General features: G+C 71.1%; 15 protein-coding genes. 8 read left to right on the forward strand and 7 right to left on the reverse strand.

Annotated elements, in window-relative coordinates; genetic code table 11:
- Window position 1: 1 nt before the first annotated feature.
- From AC3EO4_RS30105 to AC3EO4_RS30115, 3 genes are all read left to right on the forward strand, one after another.
- Complete coding sequence (locus AC3EO4_RS30105) at window positions 2–1,075, forward strand: DUF58 domain-containing protein (RefSeq protein ID WP_431898749.1); 1,074 nt, start codon at window positions 2–4, stop codon at window positions 1,073–1,075.
- Between the two features lie 60 nt (window positions 1,076–1,135).
- Complete coding sequence (locus tag AC3EO4_RS30110; protein WP_431898750.1) at window positions 1,136–3,196, forward strand: transglutaminase TgpA family protein; 2,061 nt, start codon at window positions 1,136–1,138, stop codon at window positions 3,194–3,196.
- Window positions 3,197–3,275: 79 nt separating this feature from the next.
- Window positions 3,276–4,301 carry a winged helix DNA-binding domain-containing protein gene (locus AC3EO4_RS30115; RefSeq protein ID WP_431898751.1) on the forward strand — a complete coding sequence of 342 codons (1,026 nt, stop codon included), beginning with the start codon at window positions 3,276–3,278 and terminating at the stop codon, window positions 4,299–4,301.
- On the opposite strand, the gene AC3EO4_RS30120 is transcribed toward AC3EO4_RS30115, so the two are convergent.
- Both AC3EO4_RS30120 and AC3EO4_RS30125 read right to left on the reverse strand, forming a co-directional pair.
- The gene (locus AC3EO4_RS30120; RefSeq protein WP_431898752.1) at window positions 4,279–6,081 is read right to left on the reverse strand and encodes a serine/threonine-protein kinase; all 1,803 of its coding nucleotides are present in this window, start codon (window positions 6,079–6,081) and stop codon (window positions 4,279–4,281) included. The two genes, AC3EO4_RS30115 and AC3EO4_RS30120, sit on opposite strands and share 23 nt — an antisense overlap.
- A 71-nt stretch (window positions 6,082–6,152) precedes the next feature.
- Window positions 6,153–6,869 (reverse strand): M50 family metallopeptidase, encoded by a 717-nt coding sequence (locus AC3EO4_RS30125; RefSeq protein WP_379574234.1) that lies wholly within the window; start codon window positions 6,867–6,869, stop codon window positions 6,153–6,155.
- A 178-nt stretch (window positions 6,870–7,047) separates the two neighbouring features.
- Between AC3EO4_RS30125 and AC3EO4_RS30130 the strand changes: the two genes are divergently transcribed.
- From AC3EO4_RS30130 to AC3EO4_RS30140, 3 genes are read left to right on the forward strand one after another with little or no spacing between them, the layout of a single operon-like run.
- Window positions 7,048–7,926, forward strand: coding sequence for an amidohydrolase family protein (locus tag AC3EO4_RS30130; RefSeq protein WP_379574235.1), 879 nt, complete (start codon window positions 7,048–7,050; stop codon window positions 7,924–7,926).
- Between the two features lie 16 nt (window positions 7,927–7,942).
- Window positions 7,943–8,416: a nuclear transport factor 2 family protein gene (locus AC3EO4_RS30135; RefSeq protein ID WP_431898753.1), complete on the forward strand. Its 474-nt coding sequence runs from the start codon at window positions 7,943–7,945 to the stop codon at window positions 8,414–8,416.
- A 10-nt stretch (window positions 8,417–8,426) separates the two neighbouring features.
- Window positions 8,427–9,521: a magnesium and cobalt transport protein CorA gene (locus tag AC3EO4_RS30140; protein WP_379574237.1), complete on the forward strand. Its 1,095-nt coding sequence runs from the start codon at window positions 8,427–8,429 to the stop codon at window positions 9,519–9,521.
- A gap of 60 nt (window positions 9,522–9,581) precedes the next feature.
- Here the strand turns inward: AC3EO4_RS30140 and AC3EO4_RS30145 are convergent, their stop codons facing one another.
- A complete protein-coding gene (locus AC3EO4_RS30145; RefSeq protein WP_431898754.1) occupies window positions 9,582–11,804 on the reverse strand; it encodes a thiamine pyrophosphate-dependent enzyme in 2,223 nt (740 codons plus the stop codon).
- A gap of 295 nt (window positions 11,805–12,099) precedes the next feature.
- Between AC3EO4_RS30145 and AC3EO4_RS30150 the strand changes: the two genes are divergently transcribed.
- The gene (locus tag AC3EO4_RS30150; RefSeq protein WP_379574239.1) at window positions 12,100–13,356 is read left to right on the forward strand and encodes a hypothetical protein; all 1,257 of its coding nucleotides are present in this window, start codon (window positions 12,100–12,102) and stop codon (window positions 13,354–13,356) included.
- A gap of 63 nt (window positions 13,357–13,419) precedes the next feature.
- On the opposite strand, the gene AC3EO4_RS30155 is transcribed toward AC3EO4_RS30150, so the two are convergent.
- The 4 genes from AC3EO4_RS30155 to AC3EO4_RS30170 all read right to left on the reverse strand — a co-directional run bounded on the left by AC3EO4_RS30155 (window position 13,420) and on the right by AC3EO4_RS30170 (window position 16,406).
- A complete protein-coding gene (locus AC3EO4_RS30155; protein ID WP_379574241.1) occupies window positions 13,420–14,274 on the reverse strand; it encodes an ABC transporter permease in 855 nt (284 codons plus the stop codon).
- On the reverse strand, window positions 14,274–15,239 hold the full coding sequence (locus tag AC3EO4_RS30160) for an ATP-binding cassette domain-containing protein (RefSeq protein WP_379574242.1): 966 nt from the start codon (window positions 15,237–15,239) through the stop codon (window positions 14,274–14,276). The genes AC3EO4_RS30155 and AC3EO4_RS30160 overlap by 1 nt, the downstream gene beginning before the upstream one ends.
- Entirely contained in the window at window positions 15,236–15,697 is a 462-nt protein-coding gene (locus tag AC3EO4_RS30165) for a PadR family transcriptional regulator (protein WP_431898755.1), read from the reverse strand. Before AC3EO4_RS30165 ends, AC3EO4_RS30160 begins: the two co-directional genes overlap by 4 nt.
- Before the next feature lie 130 nt (window positions 15,698–15,827).
- Window positions 15,828–16,406: an SACE_7040 family transcriptional regulator gene (locus AC3EO4_RS30170; RefSeq protein WP_431898782.1), complete on the reverse strand. Its 579-nt coding sequence runs from the start codon at window positions 16,404–16,406 to the stop codon at window positions 15,828–15,830.
- A 38-nt stretch (window positions 16,407–16,444) separates the two neighbouring features.
- Between AC3EO4_RS30170 and AC3EO4_RS30175 the strand changes: the two genes are divergently transcribed.
- On the forward strand, window positions 16,445–17,965 hold the full coding sequence (locus AC3EO4_RS30175; protein ID WP_431898756.1) for a carboxyl transferase domain-containing protein: 1,521 nt from the start codon (window positions 16,445–16,447) through the stop codon (window positions 17,963–17,965).
- Window position 17,966: the final 1 nt, after the last annotated feature.

Raw genomic sequence — 17,966 nt, forward strand, 5'->3', positions numbered from 1 at the left:
CATGCTGACCCCGCTGGGCTGGGGCACCCTCGCAGGGTCGCTCCTCCTGTACGTCGCGGGCTTCGGCTTGGGCTACAGGGAACCCGTGGTGCTGGCCACCGGCGGCCTGCTCGCCCTGGCGGGCGCGCTGGCGTGGACGGCGCCGAAGCCCAAACTGGAGGTGCGGCGCGAGGTGACGCCGCTGAAGGTGCCGCGCGGCGACGCGGCGGTGGCCGTCCTCCAGGTGAGCAACCTCGGCGGCATGGCACTGGCAGGACTGTGGGCGCGCGACAGGTTCGGCGCGAGCGACCACACCGTCGAACTGCCCCGCCTGCCCAGGGGCGCGGCCAGGACCGTCTCCTACTCGCTGCCCACGGGCGTGCGCGGCGAGATCCCGGTCGGCCCGCTGCTGATCGTCCGCGCCGACCCGCTCGGCCTCACCCGCAGGGTCCGCGAGTACGGCGAGGCCGTCACCCTGCTGGTACGGCCTCGCACGGTCGCCCTGCCGGTCCCGCCGTCCGGACGCGCGCACCATCTGGAGGGCCCGACGAGCGACAACGCGCCCAGCGGCACCGTCACCTTCCACACGTTGCGCGAGTACGTCGTCGGCGACGACCTGCGCCATGTCCACTGGCGCTCAAGCGCGCGCACCGGCACGCTCATGGTCCGCCAGCTCATCGACGCGAGCCTGCCGACCACGACCGTGGTGCTCGACACCCGCGACCTGGACGAACTGTCCGTGGACGCCGCCGCCTCCGTCTCGCTCGCCGCCGCGCGCGCCGGCTTCCCCGTCAGGCTGATCACGGGGGAGGGGGTGCTCGCCGAGACGAGGGCGGACGCCGACCTGGTCCTCGACCGGCTGGCGCTGGTCGGCCCCTCCGACTCCCATGAGGGGGTGCGGCTGGCGCGCGGCGGCGGCTCCCTCGTCCTGGTGACCGCCGACCCCGCCGAGGCGGCCCGCGTGGCTGGAGTCAGGAAGCGGTTCGACAGGGTGATCTGCGTGTTCACCGGCCAGGCGGAGGTCAGCGTGCCGGGCGTGACCACGCTGCGCGTCAGGGACCTCGAGACCCTCCCTTTCGTCTGGGCGGCCCGATGAGCGCCCTCCCCTTCGTCTGGGCGGCCCGATGAGCGCCCTCTTCCGCGTCCGGGCGAGCCGATGACCGCGCCCACTCCGAGCCCGGCGTGGCGGCGGCTCGCCGCGCTCGCCGTCGTCGCCGCGATCACCGGCACCGCCGGATGGGGATTCCACCGCGTCTTCCCCACGACGGACCTGCTCGCCGTCGTGGTCCCCGCCGCGTGCGTGCCCGCCCTGGTCGCCGCGCTCACCAGGACCAAGCCGTTGTGGCGCCCGCTCGTCCTGAACGTCCTGCTCTTCGCCGCGGCCACCGTCCCCCTCTACGGCGGCCTGGCCCCGCACTTCCCTCTCGACCTCGCGAACGCCTGGCAGGCGCTGCTCACCACCCTGCTGCCCGCGCCGGCCGAGCCCAGGCTGCTCGTCCTCGTGCACGCGCTGGTCTGGCCGGCGGCCATCGCGGGCGCGGAGACGATCACCCGCACCAGGCTGAGGCTCGCGCCCGCCCTGCCGGCCTTCCTCGTGTACGGCGTGGCGCTGCTGCTCGGCGTCGACGGCGAAGGCTCCAACCTGGCACCGACGGCCGTCCTGCTCGTCCTGTCCGGCGTCCTGCTGGTCCTGCGTGAGGATCGGCCCGCCACGTGGCTGGTCGCGGCGCTGCCCGCCCTCGGCGTGGTCGCGCTCGCCGCCTCCCTGCTCGGTCCTCTGCTGCCGATGGCGCGGGAGCCGTACAACCCTCGAACGGACGCCGAGCTGCCGCCGCCGGTCAGGGTCGGCAGCGTCAGCCCGCTCGACAGGGTGTCGGCGTGGCTGCAGATCCCCGACCGGCCGCTGTTCACCGTGAAAGCGGACAAGCCGCTGAACTGGCGGCTGGCCGTACTCGATCGCTACGACGGGGTGCGCTGGACGTCCGGCGCGCGTTTCCAGCCGACGGGCGGCAGGGTGCCGTCCGACGAGTGGACGGGCAGGACCACGACCGTGCGGCAGACGGTCACCTTCGAGCAGCTGCAGGGCACGTGGATGCCCGCCGCCGAACGGCCCGCCGAAGTGACGGGCGCGCGCGGCCTGGCCGTGGACCCCGACAGCGGGGCGTTGCTCACCTCGGCCAAGACGGGCAGGGGGTTCCGCTACCAGGTGGTCTCGCGCGTGGCCGCGCCCACGAGGGAGGACCTGCTGGCGGCGGTTCCCGCGGCCGACCCCGCCCTGACGGCCTTCCCTCCCGGTCCGCAGGAGGAGCTGTTCAGGAGGACGGCGCGGCAGGCGACCAAGGGGGCGGACACGCCCATCGGCCAGGCCTACCGGTTGCAGAAGTTCCTGAGGACCACCGCCAAGTACGACATCACGGCGCCGCCTGGGCACTCGCTCAAGGCTCTGGAGTTCTTCATGGACACGACCTATCGGGGCACCTCCGAGCAGTTCGCGTCCGCCTTCGCGCTGATGGCCAGGACGCTGGGACTGCCTGCCAGGGTGGTCGTGGGATTCAGGCCAGGCGCGCCGGAGAACGGCGTCTACCACGTGCGCTCAGGACATGTCCTGGCGTGGGCCGAGATCAAGTTCGAGAAGCTCGGATGGCGGCCTTTCTACCCCACGCCCGGCAGGAGCGGGGCGAAGGACGACCACGACGTGGTGTCGGCGGAAATCCAGGAGAGCGAGCAGCTCGAGGGAGAGTTCGGCCAGGGCGGCACCTCGAAGGCCAAGGAGCCTGCGGCGAAGAAGACGCCCGTCGGGCCCGTGGCCTCGGACGGGGCGTCCCCGTGGTGGTGGACGGCCGCCGCGGTCCCGCTCTTGTACCTGGTCGTGGCGGCGGCGCTGCCGTGGTGGCGGCGTCGATCCCGCCGTCGCGGCGGGACGGCCGCCGACCGGGTCATGGGGGCGTGGCGTCAGGCCTGCGACGACCTCGGGCTGGGCGGAGAGCGGACGCTGACGGCCGCGGAGGTGGTGGCCGGGCACCCTGACGCGCGGGAGCTGCGGCCGCTGGCCGACCTGGCCAACCACGTCAGGTACGCGCCGGACACGCTGGGCGAGGAGGGGGCGGAGGCCGCCTGGCGCTGCAGCGACGCGGTGCGCGCCCATGCCCGCCGTACGAGGTCCGTCCGCGCCCGCCTGCTCCGTCGCCTCGACCCCCGCGCCTTCACCCGCTCCTGACCCGTCCTCCCCGGCCCGCGCGCTCCCCCGCCGAGCCGGTGGCGGAGGTTCTGTCGGCGCCGCCCCGTAGGCTCCCCCTGTGCCGAACGATCTGCGCAGAGCCCGCCTGTCAGCCCAGCTGCTGCACCGCCCGTCCGTCCTCGACGCCGGCGAGATGGTCCGCCACCTGCTCGCCGTCCAGGCGCAGGACGTCCCCTCGACGCTGCTCGCCTTCCGCGCCAGGTCGGCCTCGGTCACCGTGAAGGAGATCGAGGCCGCATGGGAGGACCGCGAGATCGTCAGGGCGTGGGGACCGCGCGGCACCCTCCACTTCGTCCACCGCGACGACCTGCCCTGGCTGCTCGCCCTGACCCGCAACGACACCGGCACGATGCGCAGGCTCGCCCAGGAGGGCGTGACGGGCGACGACCTGCCCGCCCTGATCGGCGACGCGCTCGCGGGGCAGGGCCCGCTGACCAAGGCCCAGCTCGAAGCGAGGCTCGCGGGCCGCGCCAAGGGCCAGGGGGTCGTCCACCTGGTCGCTCTCGCCGCCTTCCATGGTCTGGCCGTCCTGGGCCCGCTCCACCGGGGCAAGCCCACCTACGTGCACGCGGTCGACTGGCTCGGCGCACCCGTCACCTTCGAACAGGACCGCGACAGGGCGCTGGCCGAGCTCGCCCTGCGCTACCTGCGCGCGCACGCCCCCGCCACCCCCGACGACCTCGCCGCCTGGTCGGGCCTTCCGCTGGGCACGGCCCGCGCCGCCTTCGACCTGATCGCCTCCCGCCTCGAGGCGGCACCCCTCGGCGGCTTCACGCTTCGGGACGCGGACGCGGAAGCGGGCGGGCAGACCAACGGCGCGGTACGGCTGGCGCCCGCCTTCGACGAGTACCTCCTCGGCTGGGCCGACCGCGCCCTCATCCTCGAGGAGCGGCACCGCCGCGCGGTGTTCCCCGGCGGCGGGATCCTGCGCCCTGTCATGCTGGCCGACGGTGTCATCGAGGGCACGTGGTCACGCAAGGGCGAAGAGGTGACGCTCGCGCCGTTCGAGCAGCGGGATCCGGGCCCGTGGAAGGCGGAGGTGGCCGACGTCCGCGCCTACCTCAGCGGGTCACCGCGCCCCTGATGCAGTACGGCTTCGACCACGCCACCGTGCTCTTCTGGCTGATCTCCAGCGCCGCGCCGACCAGGAAGCAGTAGCCGGTGTCGGGGTCCAGGCCCACCACTCTGGCCGTGGTGTCGCCCGCCTGGAGCGAGGCGAGCTGCTGCCCGTCGGCCGGCTCGCGCTGCAGGATGAGCGGGTAGCGGCGGGCGTCGGCGGGCAGCGTCCAGCGGAGGGTGACCACGGCGCCCCTGTCGGCGACCATGCGCAGCCCGCGAGGCGCGAGGGCGTCGCGCGCCGCCTTGCCGATCTCGGCCGGCTTGGCCGACTGAGGATCCTTGGCCGGCTGCGGCTCCTTGGCCACCGGCGGCTTCGGCTGCGTCCCCGGGTCCTGCGGCTGTCGCCCGGGGAGGAGGAGGACGAGGAGCGCGCCGGCCGTGGCGACTGTCGCGACCGCACCGCCGATGAGGAGGCGTCCGCGCAGCGGCGACCGGCCTGAGCGGGCGGGAGCGGTGAAGGCGTGGCGCGCCTCGGCGTACCCGGGTGCCTCGGCATGCCCGCGCGGCCCGCCGTCGGGCCGGTGCCCGGGAGGCGCGGGATGCCCGGGGTGGACCGCGCCGGGCGCGTGCGGTGGACCTGCCGCCACCGCGGAGGAGGCGACGCCGGGCGGCACGGTAGCGGGGGCCACTGAAGCGGGGGAGACAGATGCGGGCGCCGCTGAAGCGGGGGCCACGGGGGTGGGTGCCATGGAGCCGGGGCCGGGGGGAGATCCGGCGGGGGCGTACGGCGAGCCGGATGCCGGCGCGGCGGGCGGCGCGTGCACGGATGGCGACGTCGCGGGTGGGGCGTGCACGGATGGAGACGTCGCGGGAGGGGCGTGCACGGATGGCGACATCGCGGGTGGGGCGGCCTGCCGTACGGGGAAGGTCGGCTCGCCTCCGGGGGCGGGCTCGGCGGCGACGAGGTCGGTGACCGGCAGGCCGAGTTCCTGCTGCACCTCCCGCAGTCGCCTGGCGAACGCCCACGCCGACTCGTACCGTGCCGAGGGCGCCTTCGCCATCGCGCGCACGATCGCGCCCGCGACGGCGGACGGCACGTCGGCTCTGTTGATCGGCGGTGGTTCGGCGCTCAGGACCCTGAACATCAGCGGCGCGATCGAAGGGTCGGTCGCCGAGTGGAAGGCGGGCTGGCCCGCGAGCAGGTGGTACAGCGTCGAGCCGAGCGAGTACACGTCGGTGGAAGCGCTGTGCGGCTGCCCGCTCAGCACCTCGGGCGCGGCGTGCAGCGGCGTGAACGCCTGTGCCGTGGCCGACGTCTCCGAGGAGTCGACCACCCTGGCCACGCCGAAGTCGGCGATGGCGGGCTCGCCGTACCGGGAGATGAGGATGTTCTGCGGTTTGATGTCGCCGTGCAGCACCCCGGCCTCGTGCACCGCGGCCAGGGCGGCGGCGAGCTTGACGCCGGTGCGCAGGACGTCGGCCACCGGCAGCGGCCCCTGCGCGCGCACCCTGTCGCGCAGCGAGCCGTTCTCGAAGAACTCCATCGCGATGTACGGCTTGCCGGAGCGGGTCGTGCCGGTGTCGAACACGGTGACCACGTTCGGGTGGCCGGTCAGCCGCCCGGTGAGCTGCAGCTCGCGCTGGAACCGGCGCATGGTGCGCGCGTCGACCCTGTCGACGGTCAGGACCTTGAGCGCGACGACGCGGTCGAGACGCTCCTGGTAGGCCTTGTAGACCACGCCGAAGCCGCCCTGGCCCGCCGTGTCGAGCACCCGGTAGCCCGGCGCGTCCTCCCCTGGCAGCACGTCCCCTCCCCCCGTCCCGGGCGAGTTTAGTGTGGTTTCAGGTGACTCGCGGGGCGTAGGGGCATTTCAGGTCACCACCAGGGGACGTCGGCGGCGGGGATCATGAGCCAGGCTCCGCCGGCCACCGAGGCGCCCGCCACCAGCAGGAAGAACAGCACGTAGAAGCCGCCGGGCAGGAACGTCAGCCGGGCGAGCTGGTCGGCGTCGGAGTCGGGCGCGTGGCCCCTTCGCCGCTTGTGCTGCAGCTCCAGGATCGGCCTGACCCCGCCGAACAGCAGGAACCACACCGCGATGTGCGCCACGATCATCTGGATGTCGCCGGGGGCGTACATGGACAGGGCGAACACCGCGCCGCCGGTGACGAGCAGGATCAGCGCGCCGTACAGGTTGCGGATCAGCAGCAGCATGCAGACCAGGAAGCCCAGCACGGTCCAGACCAGCAGCGTGACCCGCCCCTCCGCGGTCAGCCACGCGCCTGCCAGCCCCAGCAGGGACGGGGCGAGATAGCCGGCCAGCGCGGTGAAGATCATGCCGGGGCCCGTGGGCCTGCCCCTGGTGAGGGTCACGCCCGAGGTGTCGGAGTGCAGGCGGATGCCCTGCAGTTGGCGGCGGCTGAGCAGTGCCACCAGCGCGTGGCCGCCCTCGTGGGCGATCGTGACGAGGCCTCGCGAAAGGTGCCACGAGGGGCGGTAGGCGACGATCGCGAACGCGGCCAGTGCCGAGAGCGCCACGACCCACAGCGCGGGCGGCGACTGAGCCTCGACCAGGTGGGCCCATAGCTTGTCCATCGAACCCGACCCTATCCGGTTGCCCCTGCTCCTGTTGAGCGGATGACGCCTGGAGGCCGGGGTTTCCGGCGCGATGCGAGGTGTGCGAGGAAGGCCGGGCTCGGCGGTGCGAGCTCGCGCGCCAGAGAGCCGCCGGAGAGCTTCCGCGACCGCGAGGGGCCTTGGGTAAGGTCGCCGTGTGGGGATAGAACAAGATTCTGCCATTCCTGCCTGGTGGCAGGCGCTCGGCCTGCCGGGCATCATCGACCTGCACGTCCACTTCCTGCCCGAGCGCATGGAACGCCGGGTCTGGCACCACTTCGACCACGGCGGCCCTCTCATGGGCGACGGCTGGCAGATCCGCTACCGGCAACCGGTCGAGGAGCGCGTCGCCCTGCTGACCTCCATGGGCGTGCGCGCCTTCCCCGCCCTCGCCTACGCGCACAGGCCGGGCATGGCCGCCGACCTCAACGCCTGGACGCTCGACTTCGCCCGCAAGGTACCCGAGTGCCTGCCGTCGGCCACTTTCTTCCCCGAGCCCGGCGTCCTCGACTACGTACGGCAGGCCCTGGACGACGGGGTCAAAATCTTCAAGATCCACCTCCAGGTCGGCGCCTTCGACCCTCGCCTGCCCGAGCTCGACCCCGTCTGGGGCCTGCTCGCCGACGCGGGGGTCCCCGTGGTCGTGCACGCCAGCTCCGTTCCCGTCCCCGGCGGCTGCGTGGGCGTCGAGCCCGTCGCCGAGGTGATGCGCGGCCACCCACGCCTGCGCATGGTGATCGCCCACCTCGGCATGCCCGAGTACGAGGACTTCTTCGCGCTGGCCGAACGGCACGAGCGCGTCGCCCTCGACACCACCATGGCGTTCACCGACTTCGCCGCGCGGCTCATGCCCTTCCCCGCCGCGCTCAGGCCCCGGCTGCGTGAACTGGGCCTTGCGGGGAAGGTGCTGCTCGGCAGCGATTTCCCCACCATTCCGTACGCCTACGCCCACCAGCTCGACGGCCTGGACAGACTCGACATGGGCGATGACTGGCTTCGCGCGGTGTGCTGGGAGAATGCGGTACGCATGATCTGAATTGGAGGGGGACGTCATGGACAACCGGCACATGGCCTTGATCGGCGCCTTCTACGAGGCGCTCGCCAAGGGCGACACCACCACCATGGAGCACTGCTACCACCCCGACGTCAGCTTCGGCGACCCCCTGTTCCAGGAGCTCGAAGGCCGCGACAGGGTCATGGCCATGTGGCGGCTGATGCTGTCCAGGGGAAGCGGTGTCGCGGTGACCTTCCGCGACCTCGCGGCCTCCTCCCACGCGGGTAGCGCCCATTGGACCGCCCGCTATACCTTGACCAGCACGGGCCGCGAGGTCGTCAACGAGGTGGAGGCCTTCTTCCGCTTCGAGGACGACCTGATCGTGCGCCACCGTGACGACTTCGACTTCCGCCTGTGGTCCAGGATGGCTCTCGGCAGGCCCGCGGGGCTGCTGCTCGGCTGGACCCCGATGTTCCGCAAGACCATCCGCGATCGCGCCCACCGGGCTCTCGACGAGTTTCAGCTGTCCTAGGAGGTCGGGTATGGCACGGATGAGGAGCTTCCTGCGCAGCGGCGTCCGCGAGCCCGCCCCCGAGCACTCGATGGATCCGCGCGCCGACGAGGACTCGCCCTACCGCCCCACCGTCATCGACAACGCCCTCTACCTCGACGGCCACCGCATCGGCACGCCCGCCTCCCTCGCCGACGCCTTCGACAGCCTCAAGAAGACCCCCGGCAGCATGGCGTGGATCGGCCTCTACCGGCCGAAGGACTGGGAGCTGGCCAAGCTCGCGGAGGAGTTCGGCCTGCACGAACTGGCCCTCGAGGACGCCATCGTCGGCCACCAGCGCCCCAAGGCCGACCGCTACGGCGAGATGCTGTTCGTGGTGCTGCGCGCCGCCACCTACCTGGACGACGTCGAGGAGGTCGCGTTCGGGGAGGTGCACGTCTTCGTCGGCGCCAACTTCGTGATCACCGTACGGCACGCGGAGTCGCCCGACCTGAGCGCGGTGCGCCGTCGCATGGAGTCCGACCCCGACCTGCTGCGCCAGGGGCCGCAGGCCGTGCTCTACGCCATCCTCGACGCGGTGGTCGACGGCTACGCCCCCGTCGTGGCCGGGCTGCAGAAGGACATCGAGGAGATCGAGGTGCAGGTCTTCGGCGGCGACCCCTCAGTCTCGCGAAGGGTCTACGAGCTGTCCGGCGAGGTCATCGAGTTCCAGCGGGCCACCAGCCCGCTGCTGCCGATGATCGACGGGTTCATCGCGGGCGCCTCGAAGTACGGGGTCAACCAGGAGTTGCAGAGCTACCTGCGGGACGTGGCCGACCACGCGATCACCGTCTCCGAGCGGGTGGCGGGGTTTCGTCAGCTCCTGCAGAACATCCTGGTGATCAACTCGACGATGGTGGCGCAGGAGCAGACCAGGGCCAGCTACGCGCAGAGCGAGGAGGTCAAGAAGATCTCCGCGTGGGCGGCCATCCTGTTCGCGCCGACGCTGGTCGGCACGATCTACGGCATGAACTTCGACCACATGCCGGAGACGCACTGGGTGGCCGGGTACCCGTTCGCGCTGGTGTTGATGGCCGCGGTGTGCCTGGTGCTCTACCTGGTCTTCAAACGCCGCGACTGGCTGTGACCCCACCTCGGGTGTCGCGGGTACGGCGGGCGCGGGCCGCCTGCCGTACCCGGGAAAGGGTCAGCCGAGCAGCTTCCTGGCGGCCTGCTCGATCTCGGCCTCCGACAGCAGCACGTGGTCGGCCGCCTCGCCCAGCGGGATGAAGCTGTCCGCCGACGTCACCCGGGCGATCTGTCCGGAGAAGCCCGCGTCCAGCATCTCGGTCATGACGCCTTCGGAGACCCCGCCGGTCCGCCTGCACTCGTCGGCGATCAGCACCTTGCCGGTCAGCTCCGCGGCCCGCATGAGGTCCTCCAGCGGTAGCGGCGCCAGCCACCTCAGGTCGAGCACCCGGCAGCTCACCCCGTCCTGGGTGAGCTTGACCGCCGCGCGCAGGCTCATCCGCACGCCGTTGCCGTACGTCACGATCGTCAGGTCGCGTCCGTCGCCGTAGCCGCGCGCCCGGCCGATCGGCACGTGCGTCTCCGCCCACCTGGACGGCGGCGCGTACGGCGCGAGCCACCCGTTGTCCCCGTCGTCGAACAGGTCGCGCGTGTTGTAGAGGGCGATCGGTTCGAGGAACACGCACACCGAGCCCTCGGTGCGCGCCGCCGCCAGGCAGGTGCGCAGCATCGCGGAGGCGTCGTCGGGCCTGGACGGCGAGGCGATGACCACGCCGGGGATGTCGCGCAGCGCCGCGACGGAGTTGTCGTTGTGGAAGTGCCCGCCGAACCCCTTCTGGTAGGCGTATCCGGCCACGCGCACCACCATCGGATTGCGGTAGGCGCCGCGGGAGAAGAACGACATGGTCGCCGCCTCGCCGCGGATCTGGTCGAGCGCGTTGTGCAGGTAGGCGAGGTACTGGATCTCGGGGACCGGCAGCATCCGCGACACGCCCGAGCCGAGCGCGAGACCGAGGACGGCCTGCTCGTCGAGGAGCGTGTCGAAGACCCTGCCCGCGCCGAAGCGCTTCTGCAGGCCGCGGGTCACACCGTAGACGCCGCCCTTCTTGGCGACGTCCTCGCCGAAGACCATCATCTCGGGGTAGATGGCCAGCGCGTCGGCCAGTGTGCGGTTGATCGCCTGGGACAGCGTGAGCGGCTTGTCCTCCTTTTCCGGGAGCTGTCCCGCGAAGGCCTTCTCCCTGGCGGAGGGCTCGGCGGCGACCGGGCTGATCTTGGCGATCAGGTCCGCCCTGCGCGGCGCGAGCGGTTCGGCGATCTCGCGGGCGGAGGTGAGCTTGGGTGTGCGGGTGGTCTCCATCGCCATCCGCAGCAGGTGCTCGCGCTCGGACTCGTAGCGCTTGAGCAGCTCCTCGGGGGTGGCGAGCGCGGCCTCGACGAGGAGGGCGGCGGTGCGCACCAGCGGGTCGCGCTCGTAGTCGGCGCGGATCTCGCGCTGGGTGCGGTAGGAGGATTCGACGTCGGAGCCGGCGTGGCCCATCAGCCGCACGGTGTCCAGGTGGAGGAAGGCGGGCGCGCGTGTCGAGCGGACGTGGTCGGCGGCGCGGGTGGCCGCGTCGTAGGCGTCGGCCAGGTCGCAGCCGTCGGCGTGGAAGTACTCGATGCCGGGGCGGCGGGCGGCCGTCTCCACCCATCCCTTGGGCGTGCGGACCGAGATGCCCAGGCCGTTGTCCTCGCACACGAACAGGATGGGCAGCGGCTGGCCCTGGTAGGTGGCGTAGGAGGCGGTGTTGAACCCCGACAGTGCGCTCGCGTGGTTGGTCGAGGCGTCGCCGAAGCTGCACACCGTGATCGCGTCATCGGGCCACGGCGTCGGCACGCCGATCGCCTTGGCCCGCTCGATGGCCAGCGCGACGCCGACCGAGCGCGGCAGGTGACTGGCGATCGTGGAGGTCTGCGGGATGATCGCGAGGTCGGGATGGCCGAAGACCTTGTGCCTGCCGCCCGCGATGGGCTCGTCGGCTGAGGCGGTCAGCCCCAGGAGCACGTCGCGCAGCCCCTGCTCGGGCAGGCGGCCCGCCATGGAGGAGCGGGTCAGGTAGAAGGCGCCTGAGCGGTAGTGGAGCAGCGCGGGGTCGGAGGTCCTGACGGCGGCCGCCACGGCGGCGTTGCCCTCGTGGCCCGCCGAGCCGATGGTGTAGAAGCCCTCGTTCTGCTCGCGCAGCCATCTGGCGGCGACGTCGAGCAGCCGGCTGCCCAGTTGGCGGTCGAACAGCTCGCGGCAGCGTTGCCCGGTGAGCGTGGTGCCGTCTCTGACGGGCCCCGCCGGGTCTCTGGGAGCGCCCGCCCTGAGCGTCGCAACCGCTTCGGTGAAATGAGTCTCAACAGTGTCGCGCGCCACAAGCCCGATTATGTCGCGCGCATGGTCCCTTCGTCTGCCCGAACGTGAGGACGAAGTTTTTGTCTGACCGATCTGAATGACAGTTTGTCAGCTTTTCAAACGCTTTACCTGTCCTAAACGTCTACTTTAAGTACGACGTGGCACCCTCATGCCGCGTTTCAACCACCGGGGAAAGGAACGGAGTACCCGAATGTTGCAACGCTTCCGAGCGACAGCTGTTGCACTCGCGGTTGGAGCAGGGGCCCTCGCCCTGACACCTTCCGCGATGGCGGCGGCGGCACCGAGCATCTCGAAGGTGGATGTCTCACCATCACCGATCGTCGTGACGGGCGACCAGCGGGTCACCGCGACGTTCTCGTTCTCGACCAGGGGAGCGGGCAAGGCCGAGCTGCAGCTCAAGCCCCCTGGCGACGCGAGTGTCGGGTCGCCGGTCGACCTCACCGCCTCGCCGCACGGTCAGTGGACCAGGTGGACGGGCAAGAAGACCTTCGACGCCAAGAGCGAAGGCAGGTGGAGCTTCCTGGCGATCGCCCATGACGGCAATGGCGGGGAGAGGTCCACCGACGGCACGTTCGCCGTCGAGGTCAGGAAGACCGCGGCGGACACCAGGATCGTCGATTTCGGCGCGCATCCCGACCTGGTCTCCGCGGGCGACCACATCTCCGTGTCCGGCCGGCTCCAGCTGGAGCGCGGCGGCTGGCAGGGGTACGGCGGGCAGCGCGTCACCATCACCTTCCGCGAGAAGGGCACCGACGCCTACCGGCACATCACCACGGTCGACACCAGCCGCAGCGGCTGGTTCGCCACCAAGGTGAGGGTCGAGGCCACCGGCTGGTGGCGGGCCGAGTTCGGCGGCAACGCCGACACCAAGGGCTCGGTCAGCGACACCGACAGGGTCGACGTCAAGGCCAGGTCCCGCGACAGCAGGATCGTCGGCTTCGACGCCTACCCCGAACCGGTCGACAAGGGCGACAGGCTCGCCTTCAGGGGAACCCTCCAGGCGGAGGGCTCCCACGGCTGGGAGGGCCTGTCGGGCCAGCGGGTGGCCATCCTGTTCAGGGCCGAGGGCTCCAGCCGCTGGGAGCGGGTGACCGGTGACTGGACCGGCCGCGACGGCCGCTTCTGGGCCGGCGCCACCGCGCAGGCCTCCGGCTGGTGGCGTGCGGTCTTCGAAGGCGCCAGGGGCGTCGACGGCTCCAGCAGCGACAGCGACTGGGTGAGGGTCGTCAAGCCCACCCCGCCGCCGAAGGACACGAGCAGGCTGGTCAAGTTCAACGCCTACCCCGAGCCGGTCAAGTACGGCAAGTACCTGCGGTTCAGGGGCGTGCTCCTGGTCGACGGCGGTGGCTACGAGGCGAAGGTCGCCCTGTACTTCCTGCCCAAGGGCTCGAGCAAGTGGCAGTACGTCAAGACGACCAACTCCACCGGCAGCGGCAAGCTGTACACCAAGGTGAAGGCCTACAAGTCGGGCTACTGGAAGTTCGTCTTCGGCGGTGACGGAGACACCTACGGCTCCCAGAGCGGTAGGGACTACGTCCGCGTCAAGAGGTAAGTGACCGAGAAAGGGGCCTGGTCGCCAGACCAGGCCCCTTTCCCATGGCCGTCAGACGGGCCGCTACTCGGCCTTCCTGAACTGGGCGATCGCGATCCCGAGCAGCGCCAGGCCGAGCAGCGCCACCAGGCCGATCTCCATGCTCACGGGCACCTGCCAGCCGAACCACTGCACGCCCGGGTTGAGCAGCGCGTTCACCTGGGGAGGCAGGGAGAGGTGGGAGAAGACCGCCTGCCGCATGGGGTCGACCGCGTAGGTCAGCGGGTTGACGGTGGTCAGCACGTGCAGCCACGAGGGCAGGTTCGCCAAGGGGAACATCGCGCCGGACAGGAACATCATGGGCATGATCGCCATCTGCATCAGCCCGAAGAAGGTCTGCATGTTGCGCATGCGGGCCGCCAGCGTCACACCGAAGGCGGTGATGGTGAACGCGGCGAGGAACATCTCCGCCAGCAGCGTCACCATCAGCTCCGGCGAGTACGGCACGCCCACCAGCCCGGCCATCGCCAGGATGATGACGCCCTGCCCGACGGCCACCACCGCGCCGCCCAGGCACTTGCCCACGACGATCGACCCGCGAGAGACGGGCGCGACCAGCATCTCCCTCAGGAAGCCGAACTCCCTGTCCCACACGATCGACCCGGCGGAGAACATCGCGGTCATGATGACCGTCATCGAGATCATGCCGGGGTACATGAACGTGCGGAAGTCGACGCCGGGGATCGAACCGCGCACCAGCGTGCCGAGACCGGTGCCCATCACGAACAGCCACAGAACCGGCTGGATGAGCATCGACAGCATGCGCGTGCGGTCGTTGACGAAGCGCAGCATCTCGCGGTGCAGCACCACCTTGACGGCGCGCAGGTCGTGCGCCATGCCGCGCGCGGGCATCCGCACGCTCACCACGTCGGTCGCCATCAACGCCTCACCATCGCCTTCATCCACTCGTTGCCCGAACCGGACTCGGCGTCCCTGATCGTCGAGCCCGTGTAGGACATGAACACGTCGTCGAGGGAGGGACGCGACACGCTCACCGACCTGATGGGCAGCCCGAGCTCGGCGAACAGCCGCGGCACGAACTCCTCGCCCGAGGCGACCGCGAACGTCACCGCGCCCTCGTGGACGGCCGCCTCGATGCCGAACCTGCTCTGGAGCGCCGCGATGGCCCTGGTGTCGTCGCCGGTGTGGATCTGCACCCTGTCCTTGCCGACGCTCGCCTTCAGCGCCTCAGGGGAGTCGATGACGACGATCTCGCCGTGATCGATGATCGCGATCCTGTCGCAGTACTCGGCCTCGTCCATGTAGTGCGTCGTCATGAAGATCGTGATGTCCTCCTTGTGGCGCAGCTTGTTGATGTAGCCCCAGATGGCCGAGCGGGTCTGCGGGTCGAGGCCGACGGTCGGCTCGTCGAGGAAGAGCACGCGCGGCGAGTGCAGCAGGCCGCGGGCGATCTCCAGCCTGCGCTTCATGCCGCCGGAGAACGTCATCACCTTGGCGTCCTTGCGGTCCCACAGCGCGACCATCTCCATGACCTGCCGGATGCGGCCGGGGACCGCGCTCTTGGGCACGCCGTACAGCTCGGCGTGGAAGCGGAGGTTCTGCTCGGCGGTCAGATAGCCGTCCAGCGTCGGGTCCTGGAAGACCAGGCCGATGTTCTGGCGGACCTGGTCGCGTTCCCTGACCACGTCGTGGCCCGCGACGCCGGCGGTGCCGCCCGTGGGGTTGACCAGCGTGCACAGCATGCTGATCGTGGTGGTCTTGCCGGCGCCGTTGGGGCCGAGGAAGCCGAAGACCTCGCCCGCCCGCACCTCGAAGTCGACTCCCTTGACGGCCTCGACCTTGCCGTAGGTCTTGGTCAGGCCCTTCACCGTGACCGCGCTCATTCGCCCTCCGCCAGAATCTTGAAGATGGACCTGCGGGTTCGCTGGAGCAGTTGCTTGGCCGCGGCGACCTGGCGGTCGTCCGCGATGCGCGCCAGATGTCCGAACGCCTCGCTGACCTGTCCCCACAGCAGCCGCAGCTCGTGCCTGTCCTCAGGCACCGAGCCGGCCACCTGCTCCCATGGTGACAGCGTCTGCGCCCGCTCGCTGAGGTGTTTCCGCCCGAGCTCGGTGAGCCGGTAGGTACGGCTGCCGCCGGCCTCGTCACCGGTGAGCAGCCCCTCGTCCTCGAGCTGCTGGAGCGCCGGGTAGACCGAGCCGGGGCTGGGCCGCCACACGCCTCTGCTGCGCTCCTCGATTTCCTGGATCATCTGGTAGCCGTTCCTGGGCTCCTCGCCCAGCAGGCTGAGCAGCGCAGCCCGCACATCACCCTTGCGCACTCGAGGTGCGAAATCCGGCATGTCGCTCTCCAACTATCGAGATACCCGAAAGATATATCTAGATAGTTGGCAGAACAACCCGTTTTCGGGACGGCTACGGGGATGTGGCGCCGAAGGCTCGCTCGGGGGCCGGGTCAGTCGTTAATGGTCGTTAACCGAGGGTGGCGAAGGCGGCCGTCGCCATCCCGCGCAGCAGGTCGCGCATCGCCTCGGCGGGCAGTTCTCCCGCGCTGTGCGGCGTGGAGTTGAGCAGCCCGAACACCGCGTGGGTCGCCGCACGCAGGCGCGGCGGAGGGCAGGAGGGGTGCAATTCCGCCAGCACGGTCACCCACTCCTCGACGTAGAGCCGCTGCAACCGCCTGATCTGCCGCCGGTGCGGCTCGGGCACGTTGCCCAGCTCCCTGTCGTGCACCGTGATCAGCGCGGGCTGCTCGAGCGCGAACGTGATCTGCACGTCCAGCAGCGCCTCCAGCGCTGACGTGGCGTCGTGGGCGCTCGTCACGACGGCGACCGCGGCCTCGCGCAGGCGCGTGCTGATATCGGTGAGCATCTCCACCAGCAGCGCCTCCTTGCCGCTGAAGTGGCGATAGAGCGCGGGCCCCGACACTCCGACCGCGCCGCCGAGGTCCTCGATGGACACGCCGTGGTAGCCGCGGGCGGCGAACAGCGTGGCCGCGGCCTCCAGGATCTCGCCTCGGCGATTGCGGGTAGGAGTGCTCACATCCCACATTCTAGACACAGACGTTAATGATGATTAACCTTCAGGGCATGTTCAAGCGCAACGCCGAGGTCAACGAGCGGCTGGCGGCCGAGCTGCGCGAGCGCCTGGCCGAGGCCGCGAAGGGTGGTCCCGAGCGGTCCAGGCAGCGCCACGTCGAGCGCGGCAAGCTGCTGCCACGCGACAGGGTCGACGGGCTGCTCGACCCCGGGTCCCGCTTCATGGAGCTGTCGCCGCTGGCCGCCAACGGCCTCTACGACGACCAGGCTCCCGCGGCGGGCATCATCACGGGGGTCGGCAGGGTCTCGGGCCGCGAGTGCGTGGTCGTGGCCAACGACGCGACGGTCAAGGGCGGCACGTACTACCCGCTGACCGTCAAGAAGCACCTGCGCGCGCAGGAGGTGGCGCTGCAGAACCACCTGCCCTGCCTCTACCTGGTCGACTCGGGCGGCGCGTTCCTCCCCAAGCAGGACGAGGTCTTCCCCGACCGCGAGCACTTCGGCCGCATCTTCTACAACCAGGCCACGATGTCGGCGCGCGGCATCCCGCAGATCGCCGCCGTCCTCGGCTCGTGCACGGCGGGCGGCGCCTACGTCCCCGCCATGAGCGACGAGGCCGTGATCGTGCGCAACCAGGGCACGATCTTCCTCGGCGGGCCTCCGCTGGTGAAGGCCGCCACGGGCGAGGAGGTCACCGCGGAGGAGCTCGGCGGGGGAGACCTGCACGCGCGCGTCAGCGGCGTCACCGACCACCTGGCCGAGGACGACGCCCACGCGCTGGCGATCGTCCGCGACATCGTCTCCACGCTCGCGCCCAGGCAGGCCGCGCCGTGGGAGCGCCGGGCACCCGAGGAGCCGCACCTCGACCCGCAGGAGCTGTACGGCATCGTGCCGCCCGACACCCGCACGCCGTACGACGTGCGCGAGGTGGTGCGCAGGATCGTCGACGGCTCCCGCTTCCTCGAGTTCAAGGCCGAGTACGGCACGACGCTGGTCACCGGGTTCGCCCACATCCACGGCCACCCCGTCGGGATCATCGCCAACAACGGCATCCTGTTCGCCGAGTCGGCGCTGAAGGGCGCGCACTTCATCGAGCTGTGCGACCGGCGACGCGTCCCCCTGGTCTTCCTGCAGAACATCAGCGGCTTCATGGTCGGCAAGGCGTACGAGGCCGGCGGCATCGCCAAACACGGCGCGAAGATGGTCACCGCGGTGGCGTGCGCCCGCGTGCCCAAGTTCACCGTCGTCATCGGCGGGTCCTTCGGAGCGGGCAACTACGCCATGGCGGGCAGGGCCTACTCCCCGCGCTTCCTGTGGATGTGGCCGAACGCCCGCATCTCGGTGATGGGCGGCGAGCAGGCCGCCAACGTGCTCACCACCGTCGGCACAGCGGACGCCGACGCGATCAGGGCCCAGTACGAGGACCAGGGCAACCCCTACTACTCCACGGCCCGCCTGTGGGACGACGGCGTGATCGACCCGATCGACACCCGCACCGTCCTGGGGCTGGGCCTGTCCGCGGCGGCCAACGCGCCGCTCGAACCCATCGGCTACGGCGTCTTCCGGATGTGAT

This window comes from Nonomuraea sp. bgisy101 (genome assembly GCF_057708945.1).